The following is a 13988-nucleotide window of genomic DNA, read 5'->3' on the forward strand; positions in this document are numbered from 1 at the left end:
TAAATGAATTTAGAATCAGCATATAAAATATTGAACTGTGAACTTCAAAAGCTTTCAGAGAAAGCAGAATGTCATTTAGTGGTTATTACGGACGACACAATTCAACTTGAGGATGGGTGGCTCTTTTTCTATAACTCAGCAGAGTTTATGCACACAGGAGATCCATTGGATTGTTTAGTAGGAAATGGGCCAATATTTGTTTCAAGTGAGGGGAATGTTAAAATTCTTGACTCTAATCGTGATTGGAAAGAACAAATATAAAAATTGTTTTATAGTGCGTACCCCCCTATAGCACAGGACTCTTGGTACTAGCAGATTCTGCAATTCGAATCTGTGTTAGTCCGTTGTGGGGTCGCGTCTTGCCTTTTTCCTGTTTATTGCTGAACAAAAAAGCTTTTAGTGCGCAGCTAACCCCAGTAGAACTGCGCACTTGCTAGCAGCAGGCCGTGCAATCTGTGTCAGTGCCACCAAATAGTGGCGCTGGCTCAAATTGTCTTGATTTAAGCTATCAAGCATCTCTGGGCAGCCCTTTTTCAACAATGCGAATTAAGCGCGCAGTTTTACGAAGCTTTAACTGGCGCTTATTTTTTTGCTGATCAAGCGCCCATTCAATATGCTCAGCGACCAAAGCGCTAGCGGTTGTTAACCTTTGCTCTAAAGCCTCAATTATTTGCTCGTTGTAATCAGCGTTACCTAATCCGACAGCGAGGTTCCTTAACCAGCGCTCGTGACCAATACGGCGTATAGGGCTGCCTTCAGTATTTTTTAGAAAGGTTGCCTCATCCCAAGCAAATAAGGTCAGTAAGTCTTGATCTTTAAGTTGTTTTCTTGGATGAAAGTCAGCTTCATCGGTTAACTGACCATAACGATTCCATGGGCAAACTAATTGGCAGTCATCACAGCCATAAACGCGATTACCTAACAGTGGGCGATACTCTTCTGGAATCGCGCCTTGCAGTTCAATCGTAAGGTAAGAGATACATTTACGGGCATCAACTACATAAGGCTCGACAATCGCACCGGTTGGGCACAGCGTCATACAGGCAACGCATTTACCACAGCCTTCAAAGCTATTTTCTTCATCAATAGGCAGGGGGATATCAACAAACAGTTCACCTAAGAAAAACCAAGAGCCCGCTTCTTTATTGATTAATAAACTATGTTTTCCACGCCAACCCAAGCCTGCTTTTTCGGCTAATTGTCTTTCAAGCACGGGGGCTGAATCAACAAAAGGACGAAAACCTAGCTGGCCTATATGCTGCTCTATTTGTTGGCCTAATTTTTTTAGGCGGTTGCGAATTAATTTATGATAGTCACGACCTAATGCATAGCGACTGATGTACGCTTTATCAGTTTGCTTGAGGTTCTTAGCAAAGCTTGCATCAGGCGGTAGGTAGTTCATTTTTACTGATATGACTCGCTGCGTGCCAGGTACCAGCTCTGCGGGGCGCGCTCGCTTCATTCCATGGGCTGCCATGTATTCCATCTCACCGTGATAGCCTAAATCTAACCAGCGCTGTAGCTGCGCTTCATGTTTCGTTAGGTCAATATCAGTGATCCCGACTTCTGCAAAGCCAAGGTCTTTACCCCATTGCTTTATTTGCAGTGCGAGTTGTTCATAATCAATAGCGGGTGTTGTCACGGTCAATAAAAAAGTAGCCAAGAAGCGGCTACTTTAACATAGTTTGACTCAGAGCAGCAGTTAAAAGCCGATTACACAAAACGTTTTAACTGCTCTTGGGTTTGTTGGCTCAGTTTGTGTGATTGTTGGCAGTCAGCGAGTGATTCATCAATCTGCTGTTTTGCTTGCTCACCCAGAGCAACTATTTGCTCAACAGTTTGATGAGTGTGGGTTTGGGTTTGCTCAAGTAAATGCACCGCACTAACAATCTGCTGTAGTTGTTGTTGGTTTTGCTCAAATTCGCTAAGCATATTACTAAAGCCTGTAGAGGTATTGCTAATCGCTGTTTCAGCTTCACTCGAGTGGCTAATTAGTTGCTCAGATTCTTTATTGGTTTCGCTAACAAGACTATTCATTTGATTAATAAAATCAGTTATTTGGCGGGTTGCGTCGTTTACTTTAACCGATAGTGATCTAACTTCATCGGCAACCACAGCAAAGCCTCGGCCAGCTTCACCGGCACGTGCCGCTTCAATTGCAGCATTCAGTGCAAGTAAATTGGTTTGGTCAGAAAACTCTTCAACCATTTTTAAAATGGCGCGAATATTCTCGCTGTTTTCTTTTAGGCCAGACACAGTTGCAGAAAAGTTACCTAAAATTTGGCTGATCATCGCAACCTTTTTAACTAATGCTGATAACTCAGTGGCTGAGTGTTTTACAAAGTTTAAGTGCTCACTGTTAACATGGTGCACGCTATCAGTGTTCGCTGAGATATTCTCAAGGCTTGAAGTTATTTGGTTACTCGAATCAGTAATGGTTTGGCTAAACTTGATTTGCTGGTGGCTCATTTCTGCGGTTTGCTGCATTGAATGAGTCATCTTTGAACTACTATCTGCACTGGCTTGTGCACTTTGGTATGTGGTGGCTAATAGATTTGCTAAATGAACTGTAAAGGTATTGTACTGCTCACTTAAATCACGAAATTCATCGTAGGTAAAATGCGGTAACTTGGCAGATAAATCTGCATCATGACGGTTGATTTGCTCAAGTGTATCGCGCATTGCTTGCACTGGGCGCACAATTAAAAAGCGCATGTAGAAAATAGTAAAAATAAAGCTCGCGATGATAACAAAGGTCATTAACCAAAATAGTCCCATGCCAGCTTGTTGCTCTGACAGGCTGCTATAAAGCCAGATCAAAGTAATGGCCTGAAACGCAAACACAAAACCTAAATTACCGACAATCTTACGTGTAAGAGTGTAAAAGAAAGTTTGTTCGATAAAATTATAAATGCGCATATAGCTACTCATTAAGGTGTTGTGTTGATTCATTTTGGCGTAATTTTTTATTATTCAATGTCACATAATTCAACAGTATAGCTTAGTTTTGTTGAGTTACAGTGACTGCAGTGTCATTTGTGTATGACACGGAAAATTAGTAAAAATACCATCTACGCCATACTCTAGCATTAATTCGATATCTTCCACTTTATCGACCGTGTAAGCATAAACTTGAAGGCCGCGTTGTTTTGCGTCAGCAACAAACTCATGGTTTATAAAGTTTTTATCTACATGAATGCTATAGGCATGCAGTTTTTGCGCAAACTCGCTGTAATTAATTGGGATAGAAGCGGTGAGTGCACCAATCTTTACCCACGGCAGTTTTTGCTTTAGCCACATCAGTTGGTGGTGATCAAATGAAGAGACTAACAGGTTATCCCGAGATATTTTCCCTGCACTGACATTTGACTCAATAAGCTCTACAAACTTGTCTAACGAAAAAGTATGTTTAAGCTCTAAATTAAGTAAAGTTTTATTACCAACCCAATCGATTGCCTGTTGTAAAGTGGGCACGCATTCGCCATTGCCTGCATCGTATTGTTGAATTTGCTCTTTTGAGCAGGCGTTTACTTTACCGCGACCTGAAGTTGTACGATCAAGCCAAGTGTCGTGAATAATCATGTAATCATCAAGGCAGCTTTGCACATCAATTTCGATGCCATCTACTGCTAAATCAACAGCGGCGATAATGGCGCTTTGAGTATTTTCTGGGTAGGTACCACTGGCACCTCTGTGAGCGAATACTTTCATCATTGCTTATACCTACGAGTCACTGACCATGTTTCATAAAAAGCGGCGCTAATAACTAGTGCGCCACCAATAAGAGTGCTAATTGAAGGTTGCTCATGCAAAATTAAAAAAGCGAAAAACGTACCGTATAAAGGCTGCAAACACGATATTAAACCAGCGGTTGAAGCTGATAAGTTTTTTAGGCTTGCTGCAAACAGTGAATGCGGTGCTGCTGTAAAAATAACCCCTACAGTAATTAATAGCAGCCAATTTATTGTATCAACTTGTAATGGCGGTACCTCGACAAAGGCACACAGCATAATGCAGGCGATCCAAGTTTGGTAAAGCATGGTTTGTGGGCCGCTATATTGGCTAAAGTAACGCTTATGAACGATATTTCGAAACGCAAAAAAGAACGCAGACAAAATACCAATAGCAATACCGAGGGTGACATCATTGCCTAAGCTGGCATCAGGAATAAGTAAATAAATACCAAGCATCACCACCAAGGCGCTAAAAATATCTTTGAGCTGTGGTTTGCTGCCATGAAAAAAAGGCTCTAAAAACACCGTGATAACAGGGTAAGTAAAAAAGGCAATCATACCGACAGCAATACCTGCTAACTGCATACCTGCGAAATAGGTGAGCCAATGTATTCCAACAGTGACGCCAAGTAACAAGGCTATAAGGTAGTCGCGACGCGAGTGAAGCTTAATCGCTTTGTGTTGAATTGTAAGTAAGATCAGTAAGGCACAGCCAGCAATTGCTGTTCGGTAAACGGTAATATCTAATGCACTTAGGCTGACTAGTTTAGCGAATAATGCAGTCCCCCCAAATAGGAGTACTGCAATATGTAAGTATATTAGGCTCTGTTTGTGCGCCTGCATTACAAACCTTGTTATTGTTGTTATTAACTCTCTTTGTAACGGTAATCCTTTACTTTGTAAACTCCCCAAATGGGCTAATCCATTCGTTTAGTTCCAATATTTCCATCCCTGCAAGTAATAGTGCAGCACATTAGGCTCATCAAGCGTCGATACTTTTTCATTGTTAGCGCTAATATCCGGGGTAAAAATGAACAATTGTGCGTCATTTTCTGGGCGGTAAAAGCGGGTTTTAACCGGTAATACTTGTTGGTTACTACACATCAAGTTGCAAGCCATAACAAATCCCCATTCGCCAAAAGAGGGCACATTCAAATGGTAAGGCAAGGTGTGCGCAAAGCCTGCTGCACTGAGCGTATTATTGATAGACCAAAATGCGTGTTTCGCAAAAAATGGGCTGGTGGCCTGGGTCACTACAATACCGTTATTTGGTAATCGTGTTTTTACTAGTTGATAAAACTGCTGACTGTAAAGCCGTGCTAAATTGATTGCTTTTGGATCAGGTAAATCAATAAAAATAATATCGAACAGCTGTTCGCTTTGCTCAATAAACACATAAGCATCTTGATGAATAACCGTCACTTTAGGGTCACTGAGTGAGTGCTTGTTAAGAGTTGTCAGGTTGTGATTAGTTTGCGCAAGCCTAGCTACTGCTGGGTCTAAATCAACTAGGGTAATAGACTCTATTTGCGGGTACTTCAAAAGCTCTCTGGCTGCTAAGCCATCGCCACCACCTAAAATTAAAATACGTTTTGCATTGCCATGGCGCACCATAGCGGGATGAATAAGCGCTTCGTGATAGCGATACTCATCAATCGATGAAAACTGTAAGCCACCGTTTAAATAAAGTCTAATATCATCTTTATGGCGAGTGAGTACAATTTGCTGATAGGGCGTTTGCTCTGAGTGTACAACACGGTCATCGTAGATTTGGCTTTGCCAAAGATGGGTAAGCTGTTTACTCGCAAATAAGCAAAGCACTAATACTGAGCAGACTAAAACTAAAGTGAGCCTAAGCACTTTTCGACGATTTGCGCTGATATGGTCGATAAAGTACCACAGCAATAACAGCGCAATACTTAGATTCATTAAGCCAAAGCTTAAGGCTGTTTTAAAAACCCCAAGCCAAGGTAAAAATAGAAAAGGAAACAGTAAAGTCGCAAGCAGGGCGCCAAAGTAGTCAATAGATAACACATTGGCGAGGTTTGCTTTTAGCGCATAATGTTTTTCCATTAGGCGACTTAACAGCGGAATTTCTAAACCAATCAAAATCCCTATTAGCGTGGTGAGTAAAATACTAATTGCTTGCAGCGGTAAACCAAACGCATAACAGAAATACAGCAAGGGCACACTCAAACCACCAAGTAGCGCAAGCGCTAACTCAAAGCCAATAAAATACACCAGCAATGGCTTATCAGGCACAAAACGCGAAAAATAAGAGCCAACCCCCATTGCCGCCATATAGACGCCAATCGTCAGGGAAAATTGGGTGATGCTATCACCCAAAAAGTAGGCACCGGTAGTTGCGATCAGCAGCTCATAAATAATAGAGCAAAGGCCTGCAACAAAAATGCTAAACAGTAAAATGTGGCTTTCGCGAATTGATTTATTTACCACCTGGGCCGCCTCGTGAACGGAAACCTGCACTACCAATACTTTGCTCACGCAATTGTTTATCAACGCTTATCGTGAGGTGGTGATAGGAGTAAACTTGCCAATCTTGCTCTTTGTCACCTTTGCTATATGCCAAGAAGGAAAAGAAGAGCACGGGTGCTAAAAACAGTAACACAATAGGCCAAACTGAGATGCGCGATTCCATTGCTTTTATAGCTTCTGGGTTTAACTTATTAATTGGTTTATAAGTAATATCAGAGCCTTCACGCTCAGCTTCTAAACGATGCAGCATTACAAATAGCGCTACACCGCCGATGAAACCAGAAATCCATAACAGCGGTAGCATGAAATTACTGTTACCTTTGATTGGAATAATACGAAACGTATAACTAAAATGTTCGGCACGCTTATTTGGGCCAAACGTACTACTGACGTAGGCGCTATATTGCCCCTTCTTAGGGAAGTGGACATCGTGATGAGTATAATCACGGTACTCAGTCCATTTACCATCTGAATCGTGTCCGGTTTCTGCCCAAAGTTCATCAGAGTAACTAAATAAGTAGTTACCATCAGGGTCAAAAATTTCGATATCAATGGCTTTCCATGAGTTTAAAGGCAGTCTGCCTTTAATTTCCAAGCGCATCATTTGGCCATCTTCTGGCACTGTAAATAGGTAAGGTTTGTCTTGTCCGTCGTAGTCTTTAAAGTTGCCATATTGGCCACTAATAAGTGGCGCTTGTAGATCTACACGTATCACTAAGCAAACAACAAATGTGATAGCGGCAATAATAAAAAGCTTATAGATGTTCATCCATTACTCCATAAATAAGCTTAAATAGCGATAGTGATGATAACAGCAACACAGATTGCAATGCTGCTTTCAATAACCGCAACGGCGGTGTTTTTGTCGTGCATTGCTTGGTCGAGTGAAATTTTACTAAAGATAATTTTATCAACGAGGTAACGTACAATTGGTAAAATTAAAAAGCCAAATAATGCGTCAATAAAGAATAAGCTTAAGCTTTGTTGCCAGCTATGAAAGCCACCAATGAGCGCATGACACAAGATAATAGCTAGCGCCAACATGGTGCCAGAAAAGCTAAGCGCTACGGCTTTGTTACCTTTTTCGAGCTGTTCGTGAAGATTAAAAGCAGTGAGGTGATCATAGCCTTTGGCAAAAATGATCAGCATTAGTTGCCCTAAAAAATAAAACACTATGGCCGATAACCAGCTGCCTTCGCCGGTTAATGCACCACCAATGATCAGCGCAGCAGCCATATAGTTTGCCGCTTGTACTAAGCCTACGGCCTCGTTTTGTTGGTTAATTAATTGCTCTTGGTTACAGAACAAACGCAGCAGTAACTTGTCATTCAAAATACGTGAGCAGGTTAGCAGTACCATACCTAATACACTGTACAGAGATACATTCATCAAATCGCTTAGCAAACCTTGACTAGGCCCAGCTAAAACAAAGCCATAAATAATGGTAATTGCCCCTAAATAGCCACCAATAGATAAACCTAAGGCACTGTTGGCATTATCGGTTAACTGGCTGGTGGTGTTATAAGGGGTTGCTAAGTTATACGACAGTTTTGCAACGGCTATGATCGCAATGAATAGACCAATATAGGCGCTGTTATAGGCCATCGTTGCGAGGTAATGGGTTAAGTTAATATCCATATAATTATGTTAGCTTGTTGTTATTTTCCGAAAATATTAACACAGAGTGTTTGTTGCAAAGAATATCAACGCTTCATTTTTGGCAGAATTAATTAATTTCTTAAAAGTTTCATCGCTTTTTTATGACAATTGTCATGATGTATTGCTTACAAATGTCGTTAAAAACTCATTCTTTTCTAAGTAACACTATACCTGTACCGATACATGTCGGTTTGTCATTCATTAATATAAAGGGTATAGCTATGAATCTAATTACTAAAAATATTTACGCGTTATTCGCTGCGGCAATTATATTTAACACAAATTACGTATTTGCTGAACAAAGTACTATAGATAGTATTGAACTTGCATCTCAACAGCATAACTTGTCAGAACTTACCGAAATAGCAAAAAATGCAGCAGGGTATGATGCAGCGCTTGTGAATTATCGCCTTGCTATTGCACATAATATCATGGGTGAAACTGAAAAAGCGCTTGCCTTACTTGATATTGCACAAGCAGCGCTTTTAGACGATAAACTTGACGCAGATAAAAGTGAGGCAAACGCATTGCTTGCTCAAGTGTATGGTTATCGTATTTCTATTAAACCTATTACAGGTTTTTACTACGGCATTAAATCGAACAATGCGTTAAATAATGCGGTGCAAATTGACAAAAGTAATCCTCGTGCTCATCTAGTTAAAGGTATAATTGCTTTAAACACACCTAGCATGTTTGGTGGCAGTAAACAGCAAGCGCTAAGCTCATTGAATGCGTCTCTTATTCACTATCAAAATGATAATAATGATGGTTATAAATGGGGGCAGGCGGAAGCATATGTCTGGCGTGGGTTAACATATCTAGCACTAAATGATGTGCAAAAAGCAGTGCAAGATTGGCAAACATCGCTTGACCTTGCACCAAACTATACATGGCCTAAGATTTTGATAAATAACAATAAGCAGTAACTAATCGTGGGCAGCCATATGCTGCCCAAGTTTAGATAAAATTAAAAAAAGCCAAAAAATGGGATTGAGCATAAATGAAAAGTGACAGTTTTAGACAAAGCTTAGCAATTGAAAAAAAGCCTTACTGGGTCTGGGGGCCACTTGTTTTTTCAAGTTTTTATTTTTTACCGTTGATTCTAAGTTTTGAGCAATTCGCAGCTTTAGATATTTTTATTATAGTTATGATATATATAACTTTTATTTTTTACTATGTTAAAGCTGCTAATGCAAAAGGTGAAGACGCGCTCATTCCTGTGTCTATAATTGTTATTATTGCAACTTTTGGTACATATTTAACTCTTGGAACACAAACTTTATTTGGCTTTGCTTGCTATTTTTTTGGGTTCAACTTTAGACAAAAAAAAGGCGTTTTAGGGCTAGTTGCTGTTGCTTTGAGTATTTTTCTCGCGGTGTATTTATTTGATTTGAATAATCCATATTTTATTGCGCCAGCACTCATCATCAGCATTGCACTTTATTTTATGGGACGTGCTGAGAGGCGTGAACGAATACATCAGTTAAGTGAACAAAAAAGTCAATATCAAATAGAACAGTTGGCAATGATTGCTGAACGTGAGCGCATTGCACGAGACCTTCATGATTTAGCTGGCCACAGTCTATCGTCGATTGCTCTAAAAGCAGAGCTAGCCGAAAAGTTAATTGTTAATGATAACGTTGAGCAAGCACAGAGTGAAATAAAGCAAGTGGCGGCCATTAGCCGAGATTTACTCAGTGATATTCGTAAAGCAGTAACAAATATGAAACAGTTTAACCTCACTAAACAGTTAGAGTTTTTGCAAGAAGAGCTAACACAAAATGGCTTTAATGTAATAGTAAACAATGAATTAACAAACTTATCGACAGCAACACAAAAAACCGTATCGCTTATTGTTACTGAGGCTTGCACTAATATTTTAAGGCATAGTAAAGGGAATGAAGTTTTAATTGATATTAGTAAGGAACTAATATCAATTAAGGATAACGGTATAGTAACCACATTTAAAAGTGGCAATGGCATTAATGGCATTAAGCAGCGTACTGAAGCACTTGGCGGAGAGCTTATTGTGGAAAATAAAAAAGGGTTTAACCTGACTATGAATTTTCGAGCGAATTTATCATGATTAATTTACTCATTGTTGAAGATCAGCAAATGGTTAGGGAAGCAATTAGTGCGCTTGTTGGACTTGATCCATTTATTAATGTCGTTGGGCAAGCAGAGGATGGCAAAGCTGCACTTAAATTTATTGAACAAAATAAGATTGATATGGTGTTATCAGATATTGAAATGCCCAATATGTCAGGCATCGAATTGGTAGAAATACTGAGTAAGCGTCATTCTGATATTAAAACCATGATAATAACTACATTTTCAAAAGCAGGTTACATAAAACGTGCTATGAAAGCAGATGTTCGCGCCTTTATTTTAAAGGAAGCGCCATCAGAGCATTTAATTAATGCAATAAAATCAGTCAATCAAGGCCGAAGAGTCATTGATCCCGAACTTGCTTTACTTGCATTATCTGACACTGATCCATTGACTAATAAAGAACGCAAAGCATTAAAATTAGCCGCTGATGGCTTAAAAACTCAAGATATTGCAAAAACATTGTTTTTATCAGAAGGGACGGTTAGAAATTATCTTTCAGAAGCAATGAGTAAACTAAATGCGGTAAACCGAGTAGATGCTGCTCGCATAGCAAGACAAAAAGGGTGGTTATAAGGTCCTTAATTTTGCTATTAAATTATTGAGCAATTTGAGTGCGAAAACAGGTTTAATCAATTTCTTAAAAGTTTCATAGCTTTTGCCTGTCTCATTGTTAGGTTATGGGTTAAAATAACAACATAACCAACTAACAAGATAGTGAATGTCAAAACAGGATCCAAATCTCAGTCGAGAACAAGAAAAGTACGAAAACCCCGTCCCTAGCCGTGAGTTTATACTTACTCACTTAGAATCTCGTGCCAAACCAGCAAACTTCACACAACTTTGTGACGAATTACATGTTAATGATACAGAGCGTCAAATTGCGTTCAAACGTCGTTTACGTGCTATGGAGCGCGATGGTCAACTGTATTTCAATAAGTTTAAATGCTACGCATTGATTGATGAATCTGGCTTGGTTAAAGGTAAGGTCATTGGTCATCGTGACGGATTCGGCTTTTTAGAAGTTGAAGGTGAGAGTAAAGATTGGTTTATCGCCAAGCACCAAATGAATATGGTGTTGCACGGTGACATTGTGCTTGCTAAAGGCAATCGCAAAGGATCTAGCGGCAAATGCGAAGCACGTATCATTAAGGTCTTAACCAATGAACGTGCACCGATAGTTGGCCGCTATTTTGTTGAGCATGGTATTGCAGTTGTTGTGGCTGAAGACCCTCGCATAACGCAAGACATTATGGTACTACCGGGTAGTGAAAATGGCGCGCGCCACAACCAAATGGTGCAGGTGCAAATTACCCAAAACCCTAGCCGACATATGAATGCGGTAGGTAAAGTCACTGAGGTACTAGGTGAGCACTTAGCACCGGGTATGGAAATTGAAGTTGCACTACGCAATCACGATATTCCTCATGTGTGGCCAGAAGCGGTTGAAAAGCAAGTTGCTCATTTAGGTGAGTTTGTTGATGAGCAAGCAAAGCAAGGTCGTGTTGATTTACGTGACTTACCGCTGGTGACCATTGACGGTGAAGATGCCCGTGACTTTGATGATGCCGTTTATTGTGAGCGCAAGCCTTCAGGTGGTTGGCGTTTATGGGTGGCCATTGCCGATGTGTCGCACTATGTAGGAATGAACACGCCTCTGAATAAAGAAGCGATCGAGCGTGGTAACTCAGTGTACTTCCCTGAGCAAGTTATTCCGATGCTGCCAAAAGTGTTATCGAATGGCCTATGCTCATTAAACCCGAAAGTTGACCGCTTGTGTATGGTTGCTGAGATGACAGTATCAGAAGCAGGTAAGTTGTCTGGGTATAAATTTTACGAAGCGGTGATGAATTCACACGCTCGTTTTACCTACACGAAAGTGAATGCGATTTTACAAGGCGATGAAAAGCTGCGTGAAGAATATGCCGAGATGGTGCCGCATTTAACTGACTTACAGCAAATGTATATGGCACTAAAAGCAGCACGCCAAGAACGTGGTGCGATTGAGTTTGAAACCTTAGAAACGCGCTTTGTGTTTAACGCACATCGTAAGATTGAATCAATCGTGCCAGTGGTTCGCAATGATGCACACAAACTTATAGAAGAGTGCATGATTTTAGCGAATGTATCGGCAGCCCGATTATTAGAAAAGCACGAGGCGAGTGCGCTTTATCGTGTGCATGATGAGCCGGATGCTGAAAAGCTTGGTTTCTTCAGAAACTTTTTATCAGAGCTGGGTATCGAAACTGCGATTTCTGATGAGCCAACACCAAAAGAAATAACCCAAGTGTTAGCTAAATTAGGCGACCGTCCAGAAGCTGAGCTTATTCAAACCATGCTGCTCCGTTCAATGAAGCAAGCGGTTTATCAGCCAGATAACATTGGCCACTTTGGTTTAGCTTTACCAGCCTATGCCCACTTTACATCGCCAATTCGTCGTTACCCTGATTTAGTGGTGCACCGTGCAATTAAAGCCGTGCTTAAAGCACAAGGTCAGCAAACATCGGGTGAGTATGCCTACACTGATGACGAAGTTGATATTTTAGGTGAGCAATGTTCAACCACTGAACGCCGTGCTGATGATGCGACTCGCGAAGTAGCAGATTGGCTTAAATGTGAATTTATGCAAGACCATGTTGGTGACGAATTTGGTGGGGTGATCTCATCGGTAACTAACTTTGGCTTATTTGTACGCTTAGACGATTTACAAATCGACGGTATGATCCATGTAACTAATTTAGGTAATGAATATTTCCATTATGATGGAGCTAAGCATTGCTTGATTGGCGAACAAACACATACCGTTTATCGTTTAGGCGATAAAGTCACGGTTCAGGTTTCATCTGTAAGTCTTGATGAGCGACGCATAAACCTAGTGTTAGCAGGTGAAGCGCAACAAGACCGTTATGCGCGTCGTCGTGGTCGTAGTGCCCCTGCAAAACCAAGTGTTCGTGCCCAGCTTAAGGCCGGTAAAATCCCTGGCAAAAAACCGCAGTCAGGCAGTTTTGAGGCTAAGTCAGGCGATAAAGACAACGAAAAACGTGGCAAGTCTTCTCATTCTAAAGGGCGTAAAAAACCTAATGGTAAACAAGCCGATGCTTTAAAAGCCGGCAACAAGAAGAGCAAGAAGAAAGCCACCAAAAAGGCAAAAAGACCGGGTAAGAATGCCCGTAAACGTAATGGCCGAGGAGCAAATAATACGTGAGTAATGAATTAATTTTTGGTTTTCACTCAGTTGAAGCAATTTTAGCAAAAGAGCCAGAGCGCTTTTTAGAAATTTATGCTTTAAAAGGACGTGAAGATAAACGTTTAAACCCGGTTATTGACCAAGCACGTAAATTCGGTATTTCTGTACAATTTATGCAGCGTAAAGCGCTTGATAATAAAGCCGACGGTGAGCAGCACCAAGGCATTATTGCCAATGTAAAAGCAGCCCGTATGTATAACGAAAAAGATCTTGATGAGATCATAGCCCGTGAAGAAACGCCTTTCTTACTGGTACTTGATGGCATAACTGATCCGCATAACTTAGGGGCGTGTTTACGTAGTGCTGATGCTGCAGGCGTGCACGCGATTATCGTTCCTAAAGATAAATCAGCAAAACTCAATGGCACAGCGCGTAAAGTAGCATGTGGTGCGGCAGAAACAGTACCACTGGTACAAGTCACTAATCTGGCACGCACATTACGCGAAATTAAAGACGCAGGTGTTTGGGTTGTCGGCACTGCAGGTGAAACAGATACTGAGTTATTCGATGCAAATCTAACAGGGCCAATGGCGATTGTTATGGGTGCAGAAGGGGATGGTATGCGCCGCTTAACTCGTGAGCATTGTGATTTATTAGTTAAAATCCCAATGGCTGGTTCGGTATCTAGTTTAAATGTGTCAGTTGCGACCGGTATTTGTTTATTTGAAGTGTTACGTCAGCGTAATGCAACGCAAATCTAACTACCGCGAAAATTTTAGACACAAAAAAAGCCGATGTAACAT

The 13988-nt window shown here is 40.8% G+C and carries 13 protein-coding genes; 6 read left to right on the forward strand and 7 right to left on the reverse strand.

Features of this window, described 5'->3' with window-relative positions:
- The first annotated feature begins 3 nt into the window (after positions 1-3).
- Positions 4-261 (forward strand): YrhB domain-containing protein, encoded by a 258-nt coding sequence (locus ISP07_RS07935; protein ID WP_209327297.1) that lies wholly within the window; start codon positions 4-6, stop codon positions 259-261.
- A 247-nt stretch (positions 262-508) separates the two neighbouring features.
- Here the strand turns inward: ISP07_RS07935 and queG are convergent, their stop codons facing one another.
- The 7 genes from queG to ISP07_RS07970 all read right to left on the reverse strand — a co-directional run bounded on the left by queG (position 509) and on the right by ISP07_RS07970 (position 7868).
- Positions 509-1642, reverse strand: a complete 1134-nt coding sequence (gene queG / locus ISP07_RS07940) for a tRNA epoxyqueuosine(34) reductase QueG (protein ID WP_209327389.1) — start codon at positions 1640-1642, stop codon at positions 509-511.
- 71 nt (positions 1643-1713) lie between these two features.
- The gene (locus ISP07_RS07945; protein WP_054552885.1) at positions 1714-2931 is read right to left on the reverse strand and encodes a methyl-accepting chemotaxis protein; all 1218 of its coding nucleotides are present in this window, start codon (positions 2929-2931) and stop codon (positions 1714-1716) included.
- A gap of 84 nt (positions 2932-3015) precedes the next feature.
- Positions 3016-3714, reverse strand: coding sequence for a glycerophosphodiester phosphodiesterase (locus ISP07_RS07950; protein ID WP_054552711.1), 699 nt, complete (start codon positions 3712-3714; stop codon positions 3016-3018).
- Positions 3711-4577: a DMT family transporter gene (locus tag ISP07_RS07955; RefSeq protein ID WP_054552710.1), complete on the reverse strand. Its 867-nt coding sequence runs from the start codon at positions 4575-4577 to the stop codon at positions 3711-3713. Before ISP07_RS07955 ends, ISP07_RS07950 begins: the two co-directional genes overlap by 4 nt.
- Positions 4578-4664: 87 nt before the next feature.
- A complete protein-coding gene (locus tag ISP07_RS07960; protein ID WP_171041501.1) occupies positions 4665-6191 on the reverse strand; it encodes a polyamine aminopropyltransferase in 1527 nt (508 codons plus the stop codon).
- Positions 6181-6999, reverse strand: coding sequence for a hypothetical protein (locus ISP07_RS07965; RefSeq protein WP_209327298.1), 819 nt, complete (start codon positions 6997-6999; stop codon positions 6181-6183). The genes ISP07_RS07960 and ISP07_RS07965 overlap by 11 nt, the downstream gene beginning before the upstream one ends.
- Positions 7000-7019: 20 nt before the next feature.
- Positions 7020-7868 (reverse strand): DUF350 domain-containing protein, encoded by an 849-nt coding sequence (locus ISP07_RS07970; RefSeq protein ID WP_228290552.1) that lies wholly within the window; start codon positions 7866-7868, stop codon positions 7020-7022.
- Positions 7869-8110: 242 nt separating this feature from the next.
- Between ISP07_RS07970 and ISP07_RS07975 the strand changes: the two genes are divergently transcribed.
- From ISP07_RS07975 to rlmB, 5 genes are all read left to right on the forward strand, one after another.
- The gene (locus ISP07_RS07975) at positions 8111-8815 is read left to right on the forward strand and encodes a tetratricopeptide repeat protein (protein WP_194441968.1); all 705 of its coding nucleotides are present in this window, start codon (positions 8111-8113) and stop codon (positions 8813-8815) included.
- Between the two features lie 74 nt (positions 8816-8889).
- On the forward strand, positions 8890-9975 hold the full coding sequence (locus ISP07_RS07980) for a sensor histidine kinase (RefSeq protein WP_209327299.1): 1086 nt from the start codon (positions 8890-8892) through the stop codon (positions 9973-9975).
- Positions 9972-10574: a response regulator transcription factor gene (locus ISP07_RS07985; RefSeq protein ID WP_194441963.1), complete on the forward strand. Its 603-nt coding sequence runs from the start codon at positions 9972-9974 to the stop codon at positions 10572-10574. Before ISP07_RS07980 ends, ISP07_RS07985 begins: the two co-directional genes overlap by 4 nt.
- 145 nt (positions 10575-10719) lie before the next feature.
- On the forward strand, positions 10720-13203 hold the full coding sequence (gene rnr, locus ISP07_RS07990; protein WP_209327300.1) for a ribonuclease R: 2484 nt from the start codon (positions 10720-10722) through the stop codon (positions 13201-13203).
- On the forward strand, positions 13200-13946 hold the full coding sequence (rlmB, locus tag ISP07_RS07995; protein WP_209327301.1) for a 23S rRNA (guanosine(2251)-2'-O)-methyltransferase RlmB: 747 nt from the start codon (positions 13200-13202) through the stop codon (positions 13944-13946). The genes rnr and rlmB overlap by 4 nt, the downstream gene beginning before the upstream one ends.
- Positions 13947-13988: the final 42 nt, after the last annotated feature.

Origin of the sequence: Pseudoalteromonas sp. PA2MD11, from assembly GCF_017808125.1 — a bacterium.
Lineage (GTDB): Bacteria > Pseudomonadota > Gammaproteobacteria > Enterobacterales > Alteromonadaceae > Pseudoalteromonas > Pseudoalteromonas simplex.